Here is a 15,412-nt window from a genome sequence, read left to right as displayed (position 1 = left end):
TTGCACTCCCTTTCTTTTTATTATATAGAAAAAAATAGGAAGGCAGAAGAACTTTTTATACGATTGATTTATTTGAAACGTTCGTCCCTACTTTACGTTGTGAAAGTACATAATAAATAGCGATTCCTAATGAAAAGATCAATATGCAGCTTAATACGTAAAAAGGGAGCATTACCCCAGCTTTAGATACACCAGCTGTAAACAGCATTAATAATACAATTCGTATTCCTGTACCAATTAATCGAAATAAGCTGTCTACGCGTCCCATTACTTCGTTTGGAATTTCCTCCATCATCAATACATTTCTCGCCACTCTTGTCCCCGCATTTCCAATCGCATGTAAAATCGCAAGTCCATATAACAAAATTACGGAAGGTTCAATAATCATTACGGTAATTGAAATTACATAAATGAACATCGTCATAACGATTGAAACTTCTGTTTTCACATATTTCATTATAAGTGGAATACAGATCCCTGCAACAACCGCTCCGACACCATACATCATGCCCTCTATTGCATATACAGAGGCATTGGCTTTGAGTATATCCGAAATATAAACTGGTATTAAATAATTTGCCATCATGACACCGATAAACGGCATATAAGTGGCCAGTAAGAACCAAAAGAGCTTGGGACGTTTTTTCATAAAGTGAATTCCTTCGAACAATTGCTTCTTAAATGTTACTTTCTTTTTTACTTCCTTTTTCTTTACGTATGGTATACATAAGAACAGAAAAAGTGCTCCTACAAAAGTAAACATATCTACTAACAAAATCCACTTCAAAGACACAATTTCAATTAGGAAGCTCGCGGCTGCTCCTGAAATAACTTGTGTTAACTGTCCTTGTATTTCCATCGTCCCACTTAAACTTTTATAATGTTCTGCTTGAAAAATTTCTTGGTTAAATGCAAAAATTGTAGGATAAAATAACAAATAGTAAAAAGACCCTGCTATATAAATAAGAATATAGTGAATAGAATGATAGGATTGCCCCGCAAATCCCCATATAACCATTATTCCGATTACGGCTATCCCGATTCCTTCGTTACATAACAATAAAGATTTTCTTGAGAAGCGATCAATACTTTGCCCGATAAATGGCGTTAATAAAAACATAATTAGAGTTGAGATGATGGAAACATAGCAAAACGTTGTCTCCCCTCCACTTTCTTTAATTAACAACCATGGAATCGTTATCATTACAATTCCGGAACCAATAGCTGATAGACTATTGGCCCCCAGAATGAAATACAAGCGTGAATCTTTATATAGAGATGACATATCACTCAACTCCTAGTTGCTTTTTCACCTCTTTATATACACTCATATATGCTTTTAATTCTTTAACTAAATCATGAATTAATGGTTTTGCATCTTCTCCGAGTTCACCGTCTTGTACATGAAGTCCATCAAGCACCACTTGTTTTGGTATTGCATTTGCATATACCCCTCTAGCAACAGTGCGCATACTGTTTAATGCGTTAATTCCACCTTTACCGCCTCCTGCAACCGCAAGTAATGCGACAGGTTTATGAACAAATTCACTACTACTTAAGTAATCTAATGAATTTTTCAGCGCGCCGCTCATCGCATTATGATATTCTGGTGTACATAATACTACCCCATCAGCAGCTTTCACTAACGCCTTTAATTTTTTTACCGCTTCTAATTCGCGTTGTGATTCTTCCCCGTTATATAACGGTAACTCTTCTATCGCTAAATCATATAATTCCCCTTCAAATTGATCTGCAATATATTTTGCTACCACGCGAGTTCTACCGAATTTTCTTGGTGTACCGTTAATAACAACTAGTTTCATCATTATTTCTCCCCTTTGTTTTCAAGTTACACTTATATATTATCAGAAATTTCTATACAAAACACACTATAAAGAGGGAACTATCTTGATAAAATAGTATGATAGAAGAAAAAAAAGAACTCATACGAAAGTATGAGTTCTTCACAATTATTTTTTCTCCCCTTTAGGACTCAGTATGCCTATACTACCTTTAGCTTCAAAATGGTTATACGCTTTTTCTGCTAATTTGATACGTTCTTCTGGTAAGGCTACATATTTCATTATATTGTCTATCATTTTGTCGTACGAAGTAAATACAATTCCTGGCCACTCTATCTCGTCTTCGGGATTACTATTTTCCGAAATAATAAACTTCTTATTTGCCACTGCATAAGAAACACGTGGTGTCTCAAGAATTCCTGATAGGTAAAAATGAATATTTAAAATAATTTTAGACCTAGCAATTAGCTCATTTCTAGCAATTCCCCAAGCATTATTTTTAAAAACAATATTTAAATTGGGTGCAACTGCTTTTAATTGATCCAAAATAGCTTGCCGCCTCGGATTAAGAGCACCTATAAACAGTATATCAATGTCTTCCGTAATCTCATCTTCAAATACATCTTTTTTTATTTCTAAAGTTGGTGCATAGTTCATTCCTACATGTTTTATTTCTTTTCCTACTCCCTTTTGTTTTAACCATTCTATATTTTGTTTACTATAATCCCAAATTTCTTTATCTTTTAATAACATTAAATAAAGTGGGTGCGCATAAGGGCTTCCTTCATATAGCTGTTCTAGATTATAAATAATTGCATTTTTCGGAAGTAGATTCGGGTTATGTGCATATGTATGCGCTCCAAAAACAATTGTATTTTTCACATTTTCTAGTATTGTTTCTGATATGATTGCTGTATTTCCCTCCTGCTCTAATCGCCATTTCAAAGCTCGCGCGACATCTATGAAGCTCCCATACGTCTTTGGGCATATAAACAGACAATAATCATATCCTTTATTCAAATATGCTTCCATTAACCTTAAATTATTTTTATATAAATCCACATCCGGATATTTCAGTAAAAGCTCATTTGCATGTTTTTTTGCTACTTTATATAATCCAGCATAATAAGCAGCAATGCACCTTCTTAATTCAATTCTTTGCCGATGTTCATCTGCTACGTCCATGTCTAAAAGAAGATTTGCGATACAATACGCTTTTAAATGATCACGATCATAATAGTAATCTAGTAGTGGCATCAATTCTTCATACGTATTTCCATGCACCGATTCCCCTAGTTCTAGCGCCCATCGTATTAATTCCATGATTACTCCACTACTCCTTTAACCGAAATTGTATTTAATAAAATTTCGCATTACTTTCCACCATATTTGCTATATGCAATGGTAACTCTTCTTTTTTCGATTCTAAATATTTTTGTGATACTGCACCTAAATGTTTTTTATGTGGTATATAAAAAGCATTTATAGAAATCTCATAATCAAATAAGTAATCATACACATGATAATCTACAAATAGAAGATCATCTTTCGGAAAAGGCACTTCCTTTCCCTGCAGGGCATACATCAAAGCAATATTGCTTTGAGATTTTAATCGATACATTCTTGCAAGTTGATATAACGGCTCAGCCCTAGTTGGTCTATATTCCCACGCCTTTTGAAAATAAAGAACAGCTAATGCTGTATATTGTTCTTCTTGCTTCTTAGCATTTTCTTTTTCATCCGCTTCTGTTACTTCATGTTGTTTATTTGCTGAACGGTTCGCTAATTGTTCATAACAAAATCCTATTCTCAATAACGAGTAGAATACCTCTTCAACCCATCCGCCTGCTTCCACTCGTTTTTTATACCATTTAATTGAATCTTCAAATTGACTTAAATGAAAATAAGTTTGGGCTAAATAAAATAAATATCTTATATGCAAGTCTGGCGTTGTTTCTGGATCGTTTATTCCTTGTAACAACAACCTCTCATCTCTTTCAAATTTATCAGCTTTACTACCGCCATCCCCAGGATCATTAACGACAAGCGTCTCTAGCCTAGCTACTCTCGTATTGTAATTCGCTCCAACTTTGGAACGATCTATATCCCAATACTCATGAGTAACACCGACAGATTTCCATGGTAAAGAAGCTTTTAAAAGCCGTGTAAGCCAATATTTAATATGAATATCATATTGCAGTGTAAGATAATGGTCTTCCGTTAAACTAGTCTTATCAAACTCAGGATCAACTTCTAATATCATATCTGCATCTAATATTAATAAATAATCTGCTTCTGGATATGTTTTTTGTGCTAATGAAACAGCTAAACTTCTATTATAACCAAAGTTTTTAAATGGTTCATGATGAACTGTTCCAGGAATTTCATTTTCTTCACACCAATTTTTAATAATTTCAGGTGTATTATCAGTTGATCCAGTATCACAAATAGAAACAAAATCTACAATTGATTTTGTAGCATTTAAACATCTTTCCATAATTCTAGACTCATTTTTAACAATCATACAAAGACATAATTTTTTTTCTTCCCCTACATTCTTCACTTGCTCATTTCCCATTTAACCACCTCATATTTTATTAACACGCTCTTTTCATATGTAACACCATTTCATAGCTACACTGATGACATAAGCATCCTTTTACTATTTATGAAAACTTCATTTTATTTATTCTTATTTTTATATTGAGACATTAGCTAGAATGAGTTAATTATTACTAACGAAAACAAGGATTAAGCATTTATGAGTATGTATGAATCCTTTACAACTTTATTATTAGTTAAAGACGAAAATATAGAATACATTGTTCAATCGATGAACGTTGAAGCTGTCATTTGTAATAAAAAACAATGACTGATTGCTATTTTAAAATTAGTGATTTCTTAAGCTCTAAAAAAGAAACTTGCGCTTATGCACAAGTTTCTTTTCAAAAACATCCTTATTTTTTTACAACTTCATGTCCGCCGAACTGATTACGTAGTGCTGAAACTACTTTTCCATGGAATGTATCATCTTCTTGAGAACGGTAGCGCATAAATAGTGACATCGCGATTACCGGTGCCGCTGCTTGAAGTTCAAGTGCCGTTTCAACAGTCCATTTCCCTTCTCCTGAAGAGTTCATTACACCTTTAATGCCATCTAGTTTCGGATCTTCTGCAAATGCTTTTTCAGTTAAGTCCATTAACCAGCCACGGATAACTGATCCGTTCGCCCATACTTTTGCAACATCTTCATAATTGAAATCAAAATCACTTTTATCTAACACTTCAAACCCTTCAGCGATTGCTTGCATCATGCCGTACTCAATACCGTTATGTACCATTTTTAAGAAATGCCCACTACCAACGCGGCCTGCATAAGAATACCCATTTTCTACCGCTAAATCTTTAAATAAAGGTTCTAATTGATCATAAATTTCTTTTTCTCCACCAACCATTAAGCAAGCACCGTATCTCGCTCCTTCTACACCACCAGATGTTCCGATATCTACGTAATGTAAACCAAAGCTTTTCGCTTCTTCTGCACGGCGTAACGTATCTTTATAGAATGAATTTCCGCCTTCAATAACGATATCGCCTTCCTCTAATAATGGATATACATCTTTTAGTACTAACTCTACAACTTCTCCAGCAGGTACCATTACCCAAATTGTACGAGGAGCTTCTAGTTCAGCAATCATTTCTTTTAATGTATGACGTGCAGTAATTCCTAGTTTTCCTGCCTTTTCAACAAGCTCTTTATTTACGTCATATACAACTACTTCATGCTTGTCTTCATATAAATGTTCCGCTAATGGGAATCCCATTTTTCCTAATCCAATTAAACCTAGTTTCATATTAATCAATCTCCCATTCTATACAATCTCAATAATATTCCGCCGTTATTCGTTGGTCCGCCGATCACCCAATGCTCGTCTGTTAATGCATAACAAAACGTTCTTCCTTTTTCATCTGTATTAACACTTGATGAAATCGTTCGAACTGCACCACTTGTTCCAATCGTAATTGCAGCTGAGCCAGGCGATATTGCACCAACGCCTACATTCGCAAGAACTCCATCACTTGCACCAATAACAACTGGAGTATCTTTACGAATCCCCATCTTTTGTGCTAATTCCGGTTTCATACCCGATAAAATATATGTAGTTGGTACTGGAGTTGATAATTGTTCTGTAGAAATATTTAACATTCCCAACACATCAACATCCCAATTTAACGTTTCTAAATTGAATAACCCTGTAGCAGAAGCAATGGAATAATCAACTACGTAGCGTGAAAATAATTGGTAAATAACATACTCTTTAATAGAAATAAATTTATAAGCACTTTTATATAATTCTGGTTCCTCTTCTTTCATCCATAACAACTTAGATAGTGGAGACATTGGATGAATTGGTGTACCTTACGTTTATAAATTTCATGTCCATTCATATGTTGTAATAATTTTTCTGCTTGTTTCGTACTACGATTATCTGCCCAAATAATAGAGCGCGTTAACGGCGCGCTATTTTCATCTACTGCAATTAATGCGTGCATTGCTGTACTAATGCCGATTGAAGAAATATCTTCTGGTAATACATTACCCTTTTCGATAGCAACGCTTACAGTTTTATAGACAGCGGCACATATTACATCAGGATCTTGCTCAGCCCATCCGACGTTCGGTTGAATAATTGGATAATCAACTGCATGTGATGCAACGACTTTTCCTTTTTCTGTGAACACAACCGTTTTTGTACTTGTGGTACCGATATCAATCCCGATTACTCTCCCCCTTGTTTCCATGCGAATCTTCCCTTCGTTTCTAGCAAAATACGATCTAGTAAACCGTTTACATGAATTAGTGTATAAAATATTTTTCTTTAATCAAGTTTCAAAAAGAAATTTTTTTTCGTAACGAAAAATAAATCCCCTAATTCCCTTTCATTTACATAATTTTGAAACACACTCTTTTTCTAGTTTTTGGGTAACTAGTTCTTTAGCTTGATGGGTATGTGGTTCGTTGTACAAAACTAACATTTTTAATAAGATTTCATAAGGTATTAGGAGATAAAAAGTTTTACATTCCTTAACCAAATTGTTGTAATAGATCAGATACAAAAACGCCATCCTTTCCTATGATTCTATAGAAAGAATAGCGTATTTTTTCATTAAGGTATATTATTCTAAATTTATTGATGTAGTTGAGATGGACTCACTTTTTGAATTTGAACAAGTATATCAAACGCTTTACCTAATGATATATCAACAGTTTTTGGTATATCAGGCCCTTCGGTAGTTACTCCAGCGAAAATTGGATGTTGTTCGTTTAACCAAGTTTTTGTCACGCCGTTTGCCTTACGTAAATCAATAAAAAATTGATCTTTTTTAACTTGTCCAAAGATGTAGTTATAACTGTTTGGATCATCCGATTTTAATATTCCATATGGGCCAAATTCACCATCGCTATTCTTGACATTGTATTGTCCTTCATAAACTGACGTTCCAATAGATACGTACTGTTTTCCATAATACTCTGCTAAATACTGCCCAGCTACTTTAGGGTATACAAAAGGAAGCATATTTGTTTTCGAAACGTGTCCATTATGCCCCCATACAATGGTTTTTCCTAAATGTTCTTCAGTCCACTTCGCATTTTCATACATTGCAATATCATGTTTCAAATATAAATCAGATGGTTTATCAGGAGGTGACGCTAACATTGTAGTAAACTGTTCAATAATACGAGCATTTTGTTTTATCCATGCGAACTCTTTAGATTTCCCATTTAAATAACTTTTATTTTCCTCTAATAAAGCACTAATTTGTTTAGCATCTGAAATATACTTTTCTTTTTCTTCTTTCGTAAGGCTTTCAAAAGTACTCATATCCTTTGTTACAGGAATAAGACCTTTTATCTTCTCTTCTACCCTCGGCACAAGTTTTGAATTGGTTCTTTTAACATATTCTATTATATTATTATAAACATTCTCGTTTACTGATTGAATGTCCATCCCGATGATACGCACTTTAGATTTATGTTTTGGATTAGCATTATATTGCCGAATCCAATCAAGTAAATCTAACATTTCTTTCGTCTTAAATACAGGTGATAGATGTTGGCTTGGATTTCCCTTACCAGTAAGAACATATCGATCAAGTTCTAAAGCTCTGTCCCACCCCTCTTCTAAAACTAGGTTGGTAAAGCCCTTTTCAGATACTAAATAATTCACAATACGGTTTTTCATCGTAAAAACTTCATGAGCCCCATGCGTAGCTTCACCTAAACCTACAATTGAAGCTGAACCTACCATATTCTTAAGTGGTTTTAAATCATTAAAAGATGCATTTGGATTCGTTGTTTTTAAAGGCTTCGCGTGCATTTCTAACCATTCCGCTATTTGATTTTTATTGTAGGGAGCTGTAACAGAAACTCCTGTTTTCGAGTCTGCATAAGTACTTCCTACAAAATTAGTCAGTATTATAGCAGAAACACCAAGTGCAGTAATCATTTTCTTTTTCATAAAACCCTCCTGAAATATTTACTTAAAACGATAGCGTTCTTTTATACTTAATTACGAGTATTAAATTTTTTTAGAGTAAGTTGTTTTTTCCACCAAAATGGTATGTTTTAAACTATAAAACTATGACAAAACTTATCCATTTCTCCTTTTTGCCTACTTCCTAAATTCAGCAAGTAAAATACTTTTAAAAGGATCAGGATTACTAAAGTTAAAGCTGTTCAAATTGACGGCCAATGTATGCTTGCCTCCAAGTGTTCCACCAACAAAAGTGGAAAACCCTAGAACGCTACCTCTATGTCCCCATACCGAGACACTGTTCGGAAGCTTAAATTCAACGATTCCAAGACCATATCCCGTTCCTTCTCTATCTGTAGGAACTGTAGTAAGCATTTGATTTAGCTGCTGTTCCTTCAGCAATTTACCACTGAGTAAGTATGAGAAGAATTTATTTAAATCGTCAGCAGTAGAAATCATATCTCCATCCGAGCTACCTGGGTTAATATACGTAACGTCTTTTAGCTCACTTGCTCCGTCTAGTTGAATATAGCCACGGGCATGCTTGGTGCCTGGAATCACGCTTGAATTACCAGGTAGAAATGTATTTGACAAATCAAGCGGTTCAATAATCCGTTTTTCAACCTCTTCTGCATAGCTGTTGCCAGTTACTTTTTCAATAAGGATCCCCAGTAATACGTATCCTGTGTTTGAATAAGACCAACCCTTTCCTGGGGCAAAGTCTGGGGGAAGTGAAATCCCCATCTTTACAAATTCTTCAGCCGTATACGATTTTTTTGTATCCATAATATCGAAGTCTTTTGAATTCATATAGTCAGCAATACCACTTGTATGATTCAATATTTGCCGGATCGTAATCTGGTTACCATCATATCCGTTTCCTTGAATGACACCAGGCAACCATTTTTCAATGGAGTCGTCTAGATTCAAACGATTTTCTCCAGATAATTGAAGTAGAACTGTTGCAATGAACGTTTTCGTTACACTGCCAATACGAAAGCGAAAATCTGCTTTCATTGGTTTCTTGGTTCTCACATCTGCTACCCCAGCGGTATAACTCCAAGTTTTACCACCCTTAGAAATGTTAGCGAGTATTCCCGGATATCCAAGTTGTAGTGCATCCCGTATTGCTTTCTTAACGGAAGTACGATCGCTTTGCGTACTTGTTTGTAACGAACTAGATACATTTTGCATGGGTTCTGCTTTTACAATTGAGTTTGGTGTTATATATAACAGGGAACTTCCAGCTATTAAAAGTGCTAGACTTGCACATGTAATTTTACTGCGTGTTTTCATAAAGCATTCCTCTCCTCTATTTAAATTGTATTGATGGTTGATAGGTATGTCATATGCTAACCACATAGCTATCAACTCTCCCAATGATAAAAGTCAACACTGAATTTGCAATCATCTATAGATCAATTATTTCTACAAGCAACTCTCTGACCTAATAAATGATTAATCCCTCTTCTTCAGATGTCTGTTAACATCTATAATTTCTTCTTTTCTTCCATAGAGTTTTATTAATTTGTTTTTTATAAAAATATATAGTAACTATTCCCCCCTCTCGTTCTTCTCTATATTTTGATCATACACATTGAAAATCTCTTTTTTCTTACTCCTTTCTTACAAATTCCTTACGTTCAAAACTACTTCTATATTTCGGTGGTTTTTATTTTAAGAAAACTTAGTTCTATTAACTTAATAGCAATGGAATAGCACCAAATGCCAATCAACTGAAGAAAAGTAAATGCCTCGAAAATGGAAATACTGCGCATTTTTTCTTAATAGACATAGGAATCGGCTCCTTACTATAACCTTTTAACCATATAATTACGTATTATAATTATAAAACTTAATTAATTTCTTATTTTTCAGAAAAATAAGAAACAATAACAAGGAATTTATTGTATAATGTTGTAAAAAGATGTCGGAGGGATTTAATGTTAAATAAAATATCTCAATTCACAATAAAGCTCTCATCAATTCTCTTATCACTCTTATTATTATTAAATTTACCTTATTTATTTATCACTCAAAATGGATTTACCTTTCAACCAATTCTTTTTTTTAATCAGATTGTTACTATGTTAAAAGATGTTTTCTCCCCTGAATCATTAGTGGTTATAGGATCAGACCCGAAATTTGGTAGTTTCAAAAAAACACCCTTATTCCCAACTGTTTTAGAACCTTACCTATATTCATTTACTGTATTATTTTTAGCCTTTTTACTTGCGCTCTTTCTATCATCTAGCATGGCATTTTTTTATTTTTTAGCAAAAGATTATATAAAAAAATGGATAAACCGAATTGTGTTCATATTAGAAGCTGTCCCTGATATGATGATGATGATTTGTTTGCAAATATTTTTCATATGGGTACTTAAGAAATTTGGGGAATCTCCTGTCACCATTATTTCTTTTAATGAAAATCGAGCTTATTTACTCCCTATTTTATCTTTAGCAGTCTTACCTACATTACAAATGTTTCGGATGATGGTGTTATACATAAAAGAAGAACATGGAAAAGATTATGTAGAGGTTGCCTATGGAAAAGGCCTTTCATCAAGTTATATACTATGCATTCATTTATTCAAAAATATATCTATCCACTTCTTCCACCATTTAAAAACGATTTTTGTTTTCTTACTTTCTAATTTATTCATTTTAGAATTTGTTTTTAATATGGAAGGCATTATTCAATTTTTATTTAATAAGGCGTTTGTTTCACCTCCAGCTGCATTTATCATACTTGTTATGATTATTGTACCGTTTTATGCCATTTTCCAAATAATCTCATTCATGATGAGTAGATGGCAAAAGCAATTGAAAGGAGTAGCATTATGAAATCTATTTGGAAATCAAAACGCTTTTTAGTCGGCTTTACTTATCTATTCATACTTATTTCAGCTAGTTTTATTTATAGTTGGTTCTTTAAAGATAACATCCCAAAACCTCCTCAGTTACTTTACAATGACAATAACGAATTACTTGGAAAGGCCCCCTTTCCGCCATCGTTAATTCCGCCTTTTGGATCTGATCGTTTTGGAGAGTCTGTTTTCTTACAAATTGTAGAAGGAGCAAAATTCACTATTTTATTAGCCGTCGCAATTAGCTTCTTTCGAATTTTATGTGGAACATGTATAGGAATCCTCTTAAGTTTATTTGCTCCAAAACTCAAGAGATTTTTCCAGGCATGCTCCGAAGTTTTTTATTATATTCCAACTCTATTTATCGCATTCATACTCATCACGCCCGTTAATATTGTAATCATATCAAATGCTGATGGGTTAGATCCAAATATTTCATTTACGTTTTATCAAGTACTCGTACTTATTTTCGTCGCTCTGCCTACACTTTCTTTATATATATCCTCAGAGGTTGATGAATTTATGAAACGAGATTACATCTTAAGTTCAAAATTACTGGGTGCTAGCCGTTTTCATATTATCAAAAAACACTTACGAGTCTTATTACTTGACCGCTTATTTGTATTATTTATGGAACATATCGTCCAAACACTCATACTCGTTATCCATTTAGCGTTGCTTAACATTGTAATTGGCGGGATACAAATGCGTGAACTCTATGACGGAGTGCTTAAACCTGTTTCTCTATCTAATGATTGGGCAGGCCTTATTGGATTAAATCGTACTGAAATGAATCTTTCATGGTGGATTATTTTTTATACTCTCTCTTCATTCTTTATTACGATTCTATTTATTAAGCTTATGACAATCGGGATTCAAGATACACTGAAAGCAAGAGATTCGCAAACTGTAGCAATTCAATCCGTTCCAGATCAAAAGAAATTTGTTAAACATAAAGATTCTTTTTCGTTTGCAAATAAAGTGAACCTTTAATCATGTCTCATTAATCAAGTATGAATTGGCATTGATATCAGTAGAATATAAAAAAGATGATCCCTATTGAATACAGGGGTCATCTTTTTATGCAGTCTAACTTTTTTACATGTACTTTGTTAGACTCATACTTTTTATATTTAAAGTGAATTATTTGTAATCACAATTATGCTGTTTAAAATCTATTACCATACGCCCTTGAATTCTACCTTGTTCCATTTCTTCGAATACATTTTGTACTTTATCTAAAGAACAAGTTTGAACAACCGGCACTACTTTACCTTCTGCCCCGAACATAAATGCCTCTTCTAGATCCTTACGAGTACCGACTAGAGAGCCAACCACTTCAATTCCGTCTAGTACAAGACGCGGAATGTTCAAATCCATAGTTTCTACTGGTAAACCTACTGCAACGACTTTACCACAAGCACGTACTGCGTCAACTGCTGAATTGAAGGCTACTTTTGAAACAGCTGTTACTACAGCAGCATAAGCACCACCAAACTCCTCTTGAATAATCTTATCAGCAGGACCTTGAGAAATTGGATTGATAGTCATATCAGCACCAAACTCTTTTGCTAAGGCTAGTTTATCATCATTAATATCTACTGCGATTACCTTTGCACCAAATACATTTTTAGCATATTGGATAGCTAAGTTACCTAATCCACCACAACCATAGATTACGATAGATTGACCAGGTTTAATATCTGATACTTTTATTGCTTTATATGTAGTTACGCCCGCACATGTGATTGATGATGCTTGAGCAGGATCTAATCCTTCTGGTACTTTCACCGCATAATCAGCTGTAACAATACATTGCTCAGCCATACCACCATCTACTGAATAACCAGCATTCTTAACTTCGCGGCAAAATGTTTCTCTACCAGTCACGCAATATTCACAACGTCCACAAGATTGGAACATCCATGCAATACTTACACGGTCTCCTATCTTTAGTGACGTAACATCATCAGCAATTTTCGTCACAATACCTACACCCTCATGACCAAGAATACGGCCATCTGTGTTTCCAAAATCATGATTTGCAACGTGTAAATCAGTATGACAAACCCCACAATACTCTACATCTACTAGTGCTTCACCTGAGTGTAACGAGCGTAATTTCTTTTCAATAACTTCAATATTTGCTTTTCTATTTTTATTAACTACTACTGCTTTCATATGTGATCTCCCCTTTAGTGTTTTAGAATTTTTTATGAGTTCATCTCACAACTTCTGTCTTCACTAGTTTGGCTAATCATCGTGCCAAATTTAAGTGTTCAATCATCATTACATGTTTATCATAACATGACACTTCATAAACAAATTGTGAAATTATGAACAATATTTGAATTATTGCATAAGTCGGTTTTTATTTTATATTTTTAAAAATGAGAGTCTATCACTGCCTATAAGTAAGTCACATATTTCTACAAGAAAATAAATCAGCAAACTATTTACCAATAAAAAAAAGCCCTTCATTTGAAGAGCTTTTCTTATATTCGTTTCATCGAAATTGTTTCACGTATACTTTGTAAATTTTGCAATGTTTCTTCTTGGCGTTGTAACGATAAACCAACATATAAAATATCTAACAAACTTAACTGTGCTAATCTTGATGAACTTGCTTCTGTGCGGAATTCTGTCTCACGTGTTGAAGTATAGAGCGTTATATCAGCAAGTTGACTTAATGCCGATTTCTGATAGCTCGTAATCGCAATAATTTTAGCTCCTCTTGCTCTCGCTATTTCTAATGCTTCAAGTAACCCTTTATTGCTACCAGAATGAGAAATACCGATAACAACTGAATTTTTCGAGAGTAAACCTGCTCCCATAATTTGAAAATGCGAATCAGTATGAGCGATACATGAAATACCCGTCCTCATAAACTTATGATACGCATCCATCGCAATAATACCAGAGCCACCATTTCCATAAAACTCGATTCGATTTGCTTCTTGCAAAGCTTTTACAGCTTGCTCTAATGCTGTGTCATTTAACAAATGTAATGTATCTTGCAGTCCTGTAATATGCGAATGAAAAACTTTTTTAGCAACAGTTACCATACTATCTTCTGCTGATACTTCTTCATGAATATTTTGCATCGGTGTATGTACAATTTCACGAGCTAATGTAATCTTTAAATCTTGAAATCCTTGCAAACCAAGGTGTTTACATAAGCGGAATATCGTAGCTTCGGAACTATTCGTAACTTCTGCTAATTCAGTAATAGATTTATGTACAACATCTTGTGGATGTTTCAAAATATGTTCGGCAATACTTCGCAATTTCGGTGACAAACCGTTTAACGAAGCCTGAATCTTTCCAATTCCACTTCTTGTTCCAGGCATAGTATATCGTCCCCTTCCATCGTAGCTTTATCCCGTAAAAACCCAATTGGTGTGAGCTAATAATTAGCGGGAATAGACCCTCCACTAATTAAAGTTTCACTTTATTGTACCTAATTATTGAAAGAAGAAAAACCTTTATTCAGCTTTACAATAAACTTTTAATTGTTCCTATGTATTGTTTCATAATATGTGACACAATTATTCACACTTATTATTTCTCCCCGTGTTTCACTGCGTACAATGCAGCTTGCGTACGATCATCTACTTCCAATTTAGCTAAAACATTTGAAACATGTGTTTTCACAGTTTGTTCTGTAATATGAAGCTCTGCTGCAATTTCCTTATTACTTCTTCCTTTCGCAATTTCACGAAGTACCTCTTGCTCTCTTTTCGTTAACATCGAAAAATGGTTTTCTTTTTCCTTCTTAACTGCTGACCGTCCTAATAGTGCTGGTGTTACTTTCGGATGAAAATTCGTATTTCCTTGGTGTACTGCAATAATAGAAGTAACAAGTTGTTCAGGTTGCACTTCTTTTAATTGATAACCATCTGCTCCAGCTTCTAGTGCTGGTAAAACATAATCTTGCTCTGAAAAACTACTTAATATAAGTATCTTTATTGTTTCATCATATTGTTTTATTCGTTTTGTTGCTTCAATACCATCCATCTTCGGCATTGATAGATCCATTAATACTACATCTGGTCTTTCCGTTCGGACAAATGTTAATGCCTCTTCACCATTTTCTGCTTCCCCAACTATTTCAAATTCTTCTCTCGTTTTCAAAAAGAATACAAGTCCTCTTCGAACGATATGATGATCCTCAACTAGTAGTAATTTAATTTTCAACCTTCTTC

At 34.1% G+C, this 15,412-nt stretch carries 12 protein-coding genes and 2 pseudogenes; 3 read left to right on the top strand and 11 right to left on the bottom strand.

The window, feature by feature from the left end; genetic code table 11:
- Nucleotides 1-55: 55 nt before the first annotated feature.
- From ACQVV1_RS00385 to ACQVV1_RS00370, 4 genes are all read right to left on the bottom strand, one after another.
- Nucleotides 56-1,285, bottom strand: a complete 1,230-nt coding sequence (locus ACQVV1_RS00385) for an MFS transporter (RefSeq protein WP_431168418.1) — start codon at nucleotides 1,283-1,285, stop codon at nucleotides 56-58.
- Between the two features lies 1 nt (nucleotide 1,286).
- On the bottom strand, nucleotides 1,287-1,823 hold the full coding sequence (locus tag ACQVV1_RS00380) for an NADPH-dependent FMN reductase (RefSeq protein WP_016088035.1): 537 nt from the start codon (nucleotides 1,821-1,823) through the stop codon (nucleotides 1,287-1,289).
- 147 nt (nucleotides 1,824-1,970) lie between these two features.
- The gene (locus tag ACQVV1_RS00375) at nucleotides 1,971-3,125 is read right to left on the bottom strand and encodes a CgeB family protein (RefSeq protein WP_309260124.1); all 1,155 of its coding nucleotides are present in this window, start codon (nucleotides 3,123-3,125) and stop codon (nucleotides 1,971-1,973) included.
- A gap of 34 nt (nucleotides 3,126-3,159) precedes the next feature.
- A complete protein-coding gene (locus tag ACQVV1_RS00370) occupies nucleotides 3,160-4,380 on the bottom strand; it encodes a tetratricopeptide repeat-containing glycosyltransferase (protein WP_309260123.1) in 1,221 nt (406 codons plus the stop codon).
- A gap of 141 nt (nucleotides 4,381-4,521) precedes the next feature.
- Between ACQVV1_RS00370 and ACQVV1_RS00365 the strand changes: the two are divergent.
- Nucleotides 4,522-4,688, top strand: a pseudogene (locus ACQVV1_RS00365) (DUF2711 family protein); the annotation flags it as partial.
- A 71-nt stretch (nucleotides 4,689-4,759) separates the two neighbouring features.
- On the opposite strand, the gene gnd reads toward ACQVV1_RS00365, so the two are convergent.
- The 4 genes and pseudogenes from gnd to ACQVV1_RS00345 form a co-directional block, all read right to left on the bottom strand.
- The gene (gene gnd, locus ACQVV1_RS00360; protein ID WP_309260122.1) at nucleotides 4,760-5,656 is read right to left on the bottom strand and encodes a phosphogluconate dehydrogenase (NAD(+)-dependent, decarboxylating); all 897 of its coding nucleotides are present in this window, start codon (nucleotides 5,654-5,656) and stop codon (nucleotides 4,760-4,762) included.
- 17 nt (nucleotides 5,657-5,673) lie between these two features.
- Nucleotides 5,674-6,605, bottom strand: a pseudogene (locus ACQVV1_RS00355) (gluconokinase); the annotation flags it as partial.
- A gap of 386 nt (nucleotides 6,606-6,991) precedes the next feature.
- Nucleotides 6,992-8,323, bottom strand: coding sequence for an erythromycin esterase family protein (locus tag ACQVV1_RS00350; RefSeq protein ID WP_242251844.1), 1,332 nt, complete (start codon nucleotides 8,321-8,323; stop codon nucleotides 6,992-6,994).
- 153 nt (nucleotides 8,324-8,476) lie between these two features.
- Nucleotides 8,477-9,634, bottom strand: coding sequence for a serine hydrolase domain-containing protein (locus ACQVV1_RS00345; protein WP_309260120.1), 1,158 nt, complete (start codon nucleotides 9,632-9,634; stop codon nucleotides 8,477-8,479).
- Nucleotides 9,635-10,281: 647 nt separating this feature from the next.
- Between ACQVV1_RS00345 and ACQVV1_RS00340 the strand changes: the two genes are divergently transcribed.
- Nucleotides 10,282-11,184 (top strand): ABC transporter permease subunit, encoded by a 903-nt coding sequence (locus ACQVV1_RS00340; protein ID WP_063223330.1) that lies wholly within the window; start codon nucleotides 10,282-10,284, stop codon nucleotides 11,182-11,184.
- Nucleotides 11,181-12,200, top strand: coding sequence for an ABC transporter permease (locus ACQVV1_RS00335; protein ID WP_242251842.1), 1,020 nt, complete (start codon nucleotides 11,181-11,183; stop codon nucleotides 12,198-12,200). The genes ACQVV1_RS00340 and ACQVV1_RS00335 overlap by 4 nt, the downstream gene beginning before the upstream one ends.
- Nucleotides 12,201-12,350: 150 nt before the next feature.
- On the opposite strand, the gene adhP is transcribed toward ACQVV1_RS00335, so the two are convergent.
- The 3 genes from adhP to ACQVV1_RS00320 form a co-directional block, all read right to left on the bottom strand.
- Nucleotides 12,351-13,388: an alcohol dehydrogenase AdhP gene (gene adhP, locus ACQVV1_RS00330; protein WP_431168417.1), complete on the bottom strand. Its 1,038-nt coding sequence runs from the start codon at nucleotides 13,386-13,388 to the stop codon at nucleotides 12,351-12,353.
- Nucleotides 13,389-13,702: 314 nt separating this feature from the next.
- Complete coding sequence (locus ACQVV1_RS00325; protein ID WP_242251840.1) at nucleotides 13,703-14,557, bottom strand: MurR/RpiR family transcriptional regulator; 855 nt, start codon at nucleotides 14,555-14,557, stop codon at nucleotides 13,703-13,705.
- Nucleotides 14,558-14,768: 211 nt separating this feature from the next.
- The gene (locus ACQVV1_RS00320) at nucleotides 14,769-15,404 is read right to left on the bottom strand and encodes a response regulator (RefSeq protein WP_242251839.1); all 636 of its coding nucleotides are present in this window, start codon (nucleotides 15,402-15,404) and stop codon (nucleotides 14,769-14,771) included.
- Nucleotides 15,405-15,412: the final 8 nt, after the last annotated feature.

The sequence above is a fragment of the Bacillus basilensis genome (assembly GCF_050630465.1).
Taxonomy (GTDB): Bacteria; Bacillota; Bacilli; order Bacillales; family Bacillaceae_G; genus Bacillus_A; species Bacillus_A basilensis.
Note: the sequence above shows the minus strand (reverse complement) of the source record. Positions and strands in the feature narration are given on the sequence as shown.

What these genes read in the sequence shown, in the direction of transcription:
- gnd (WP_309260122.1), bottom strand. Translation starts at nt 5,656, where the DNA reads ATGAAACTAGGTTTAATTGGATTAGGAAAAATGGGATTCCCATTAGCG.
- ACQVV1_RS00370 (WP_309260123.1), bottom strand. Translation starts at nt 4,380, where the DNA reads ATGGGAAATGAGCAAGTGAAGAATGTAGGGGAAGAAAAAAAATTATGT.
- ACQVV1_RS00350 (WP_242251844.1), bottom strand. Translation starts at nt 8,323, where the DNA reads ATGAAAAAGAAAATGATTACTGCACTTGGTGTTTCTGCTATAATACTG.
- ACQVV1_RS00325 (WP_242251840.1), bottom strand. Translation starts at nt 14,557, where the DNA reads ATGCCTGGAACAAGAAGTGGAATTGGAAAGATTCAGGCTTCGTTAAAC.
- ACQVV1_RS00345 (WP_309260120.1), bottom strand. Translation starts at nt 9,634, where the DNA reads ATGAAAACACGCAGTAAAATTACATGTGCAAGTCTAGCACTTTTAATA.
- ACQVV1_RS00385 (WP_431168418.1), bottom strand. Translation starts at nt 1,285, where the DNA reads ATGTCATCTCTATATAAAGATTCACGCTTGTATTTCATTCTGGGGGCC.
- ACQVV1_RS00380 (WP_016088035.1), bottom strand. Translation starts at nt 1,823, where the DNA reads ATGAAACTAGTTGTTATTAACGGTACACCAAGAAAATTCGGTAGAACT.
- ACQVV1_RS00375 (WP_309260124.1), bottom strand. Translation starts at nt 3,125, where the DNA reads ATGGAATTAATACGATGGGCGCTAGAACTAGGGGAATCGGTGCATGGA.
- ACQVV1_RS00340 (WP_063223330.1), top strand. Translation starts at nt 10,282, where the DNA reads ATGTTAAATAAAATATCTCAATTCACAATAAAGCTCTCATCAATTCTC.
- ACQVV1_RS00335 (WP_242251842.1), top strand. Translation starts at nt 11,181, where the DNA reads ATGAAATCTATTTGGAAATCAAAACGCTTTTTAGTCGGCTTTACTTAT.
- adhP (WP_431168417.1), bottom strand. Translation starts at nt 13,388, where the DNA reads ATGAAAGCAGTAGTAGTTAATAAAAATAGAAAAGCAAATATTGAAGTT.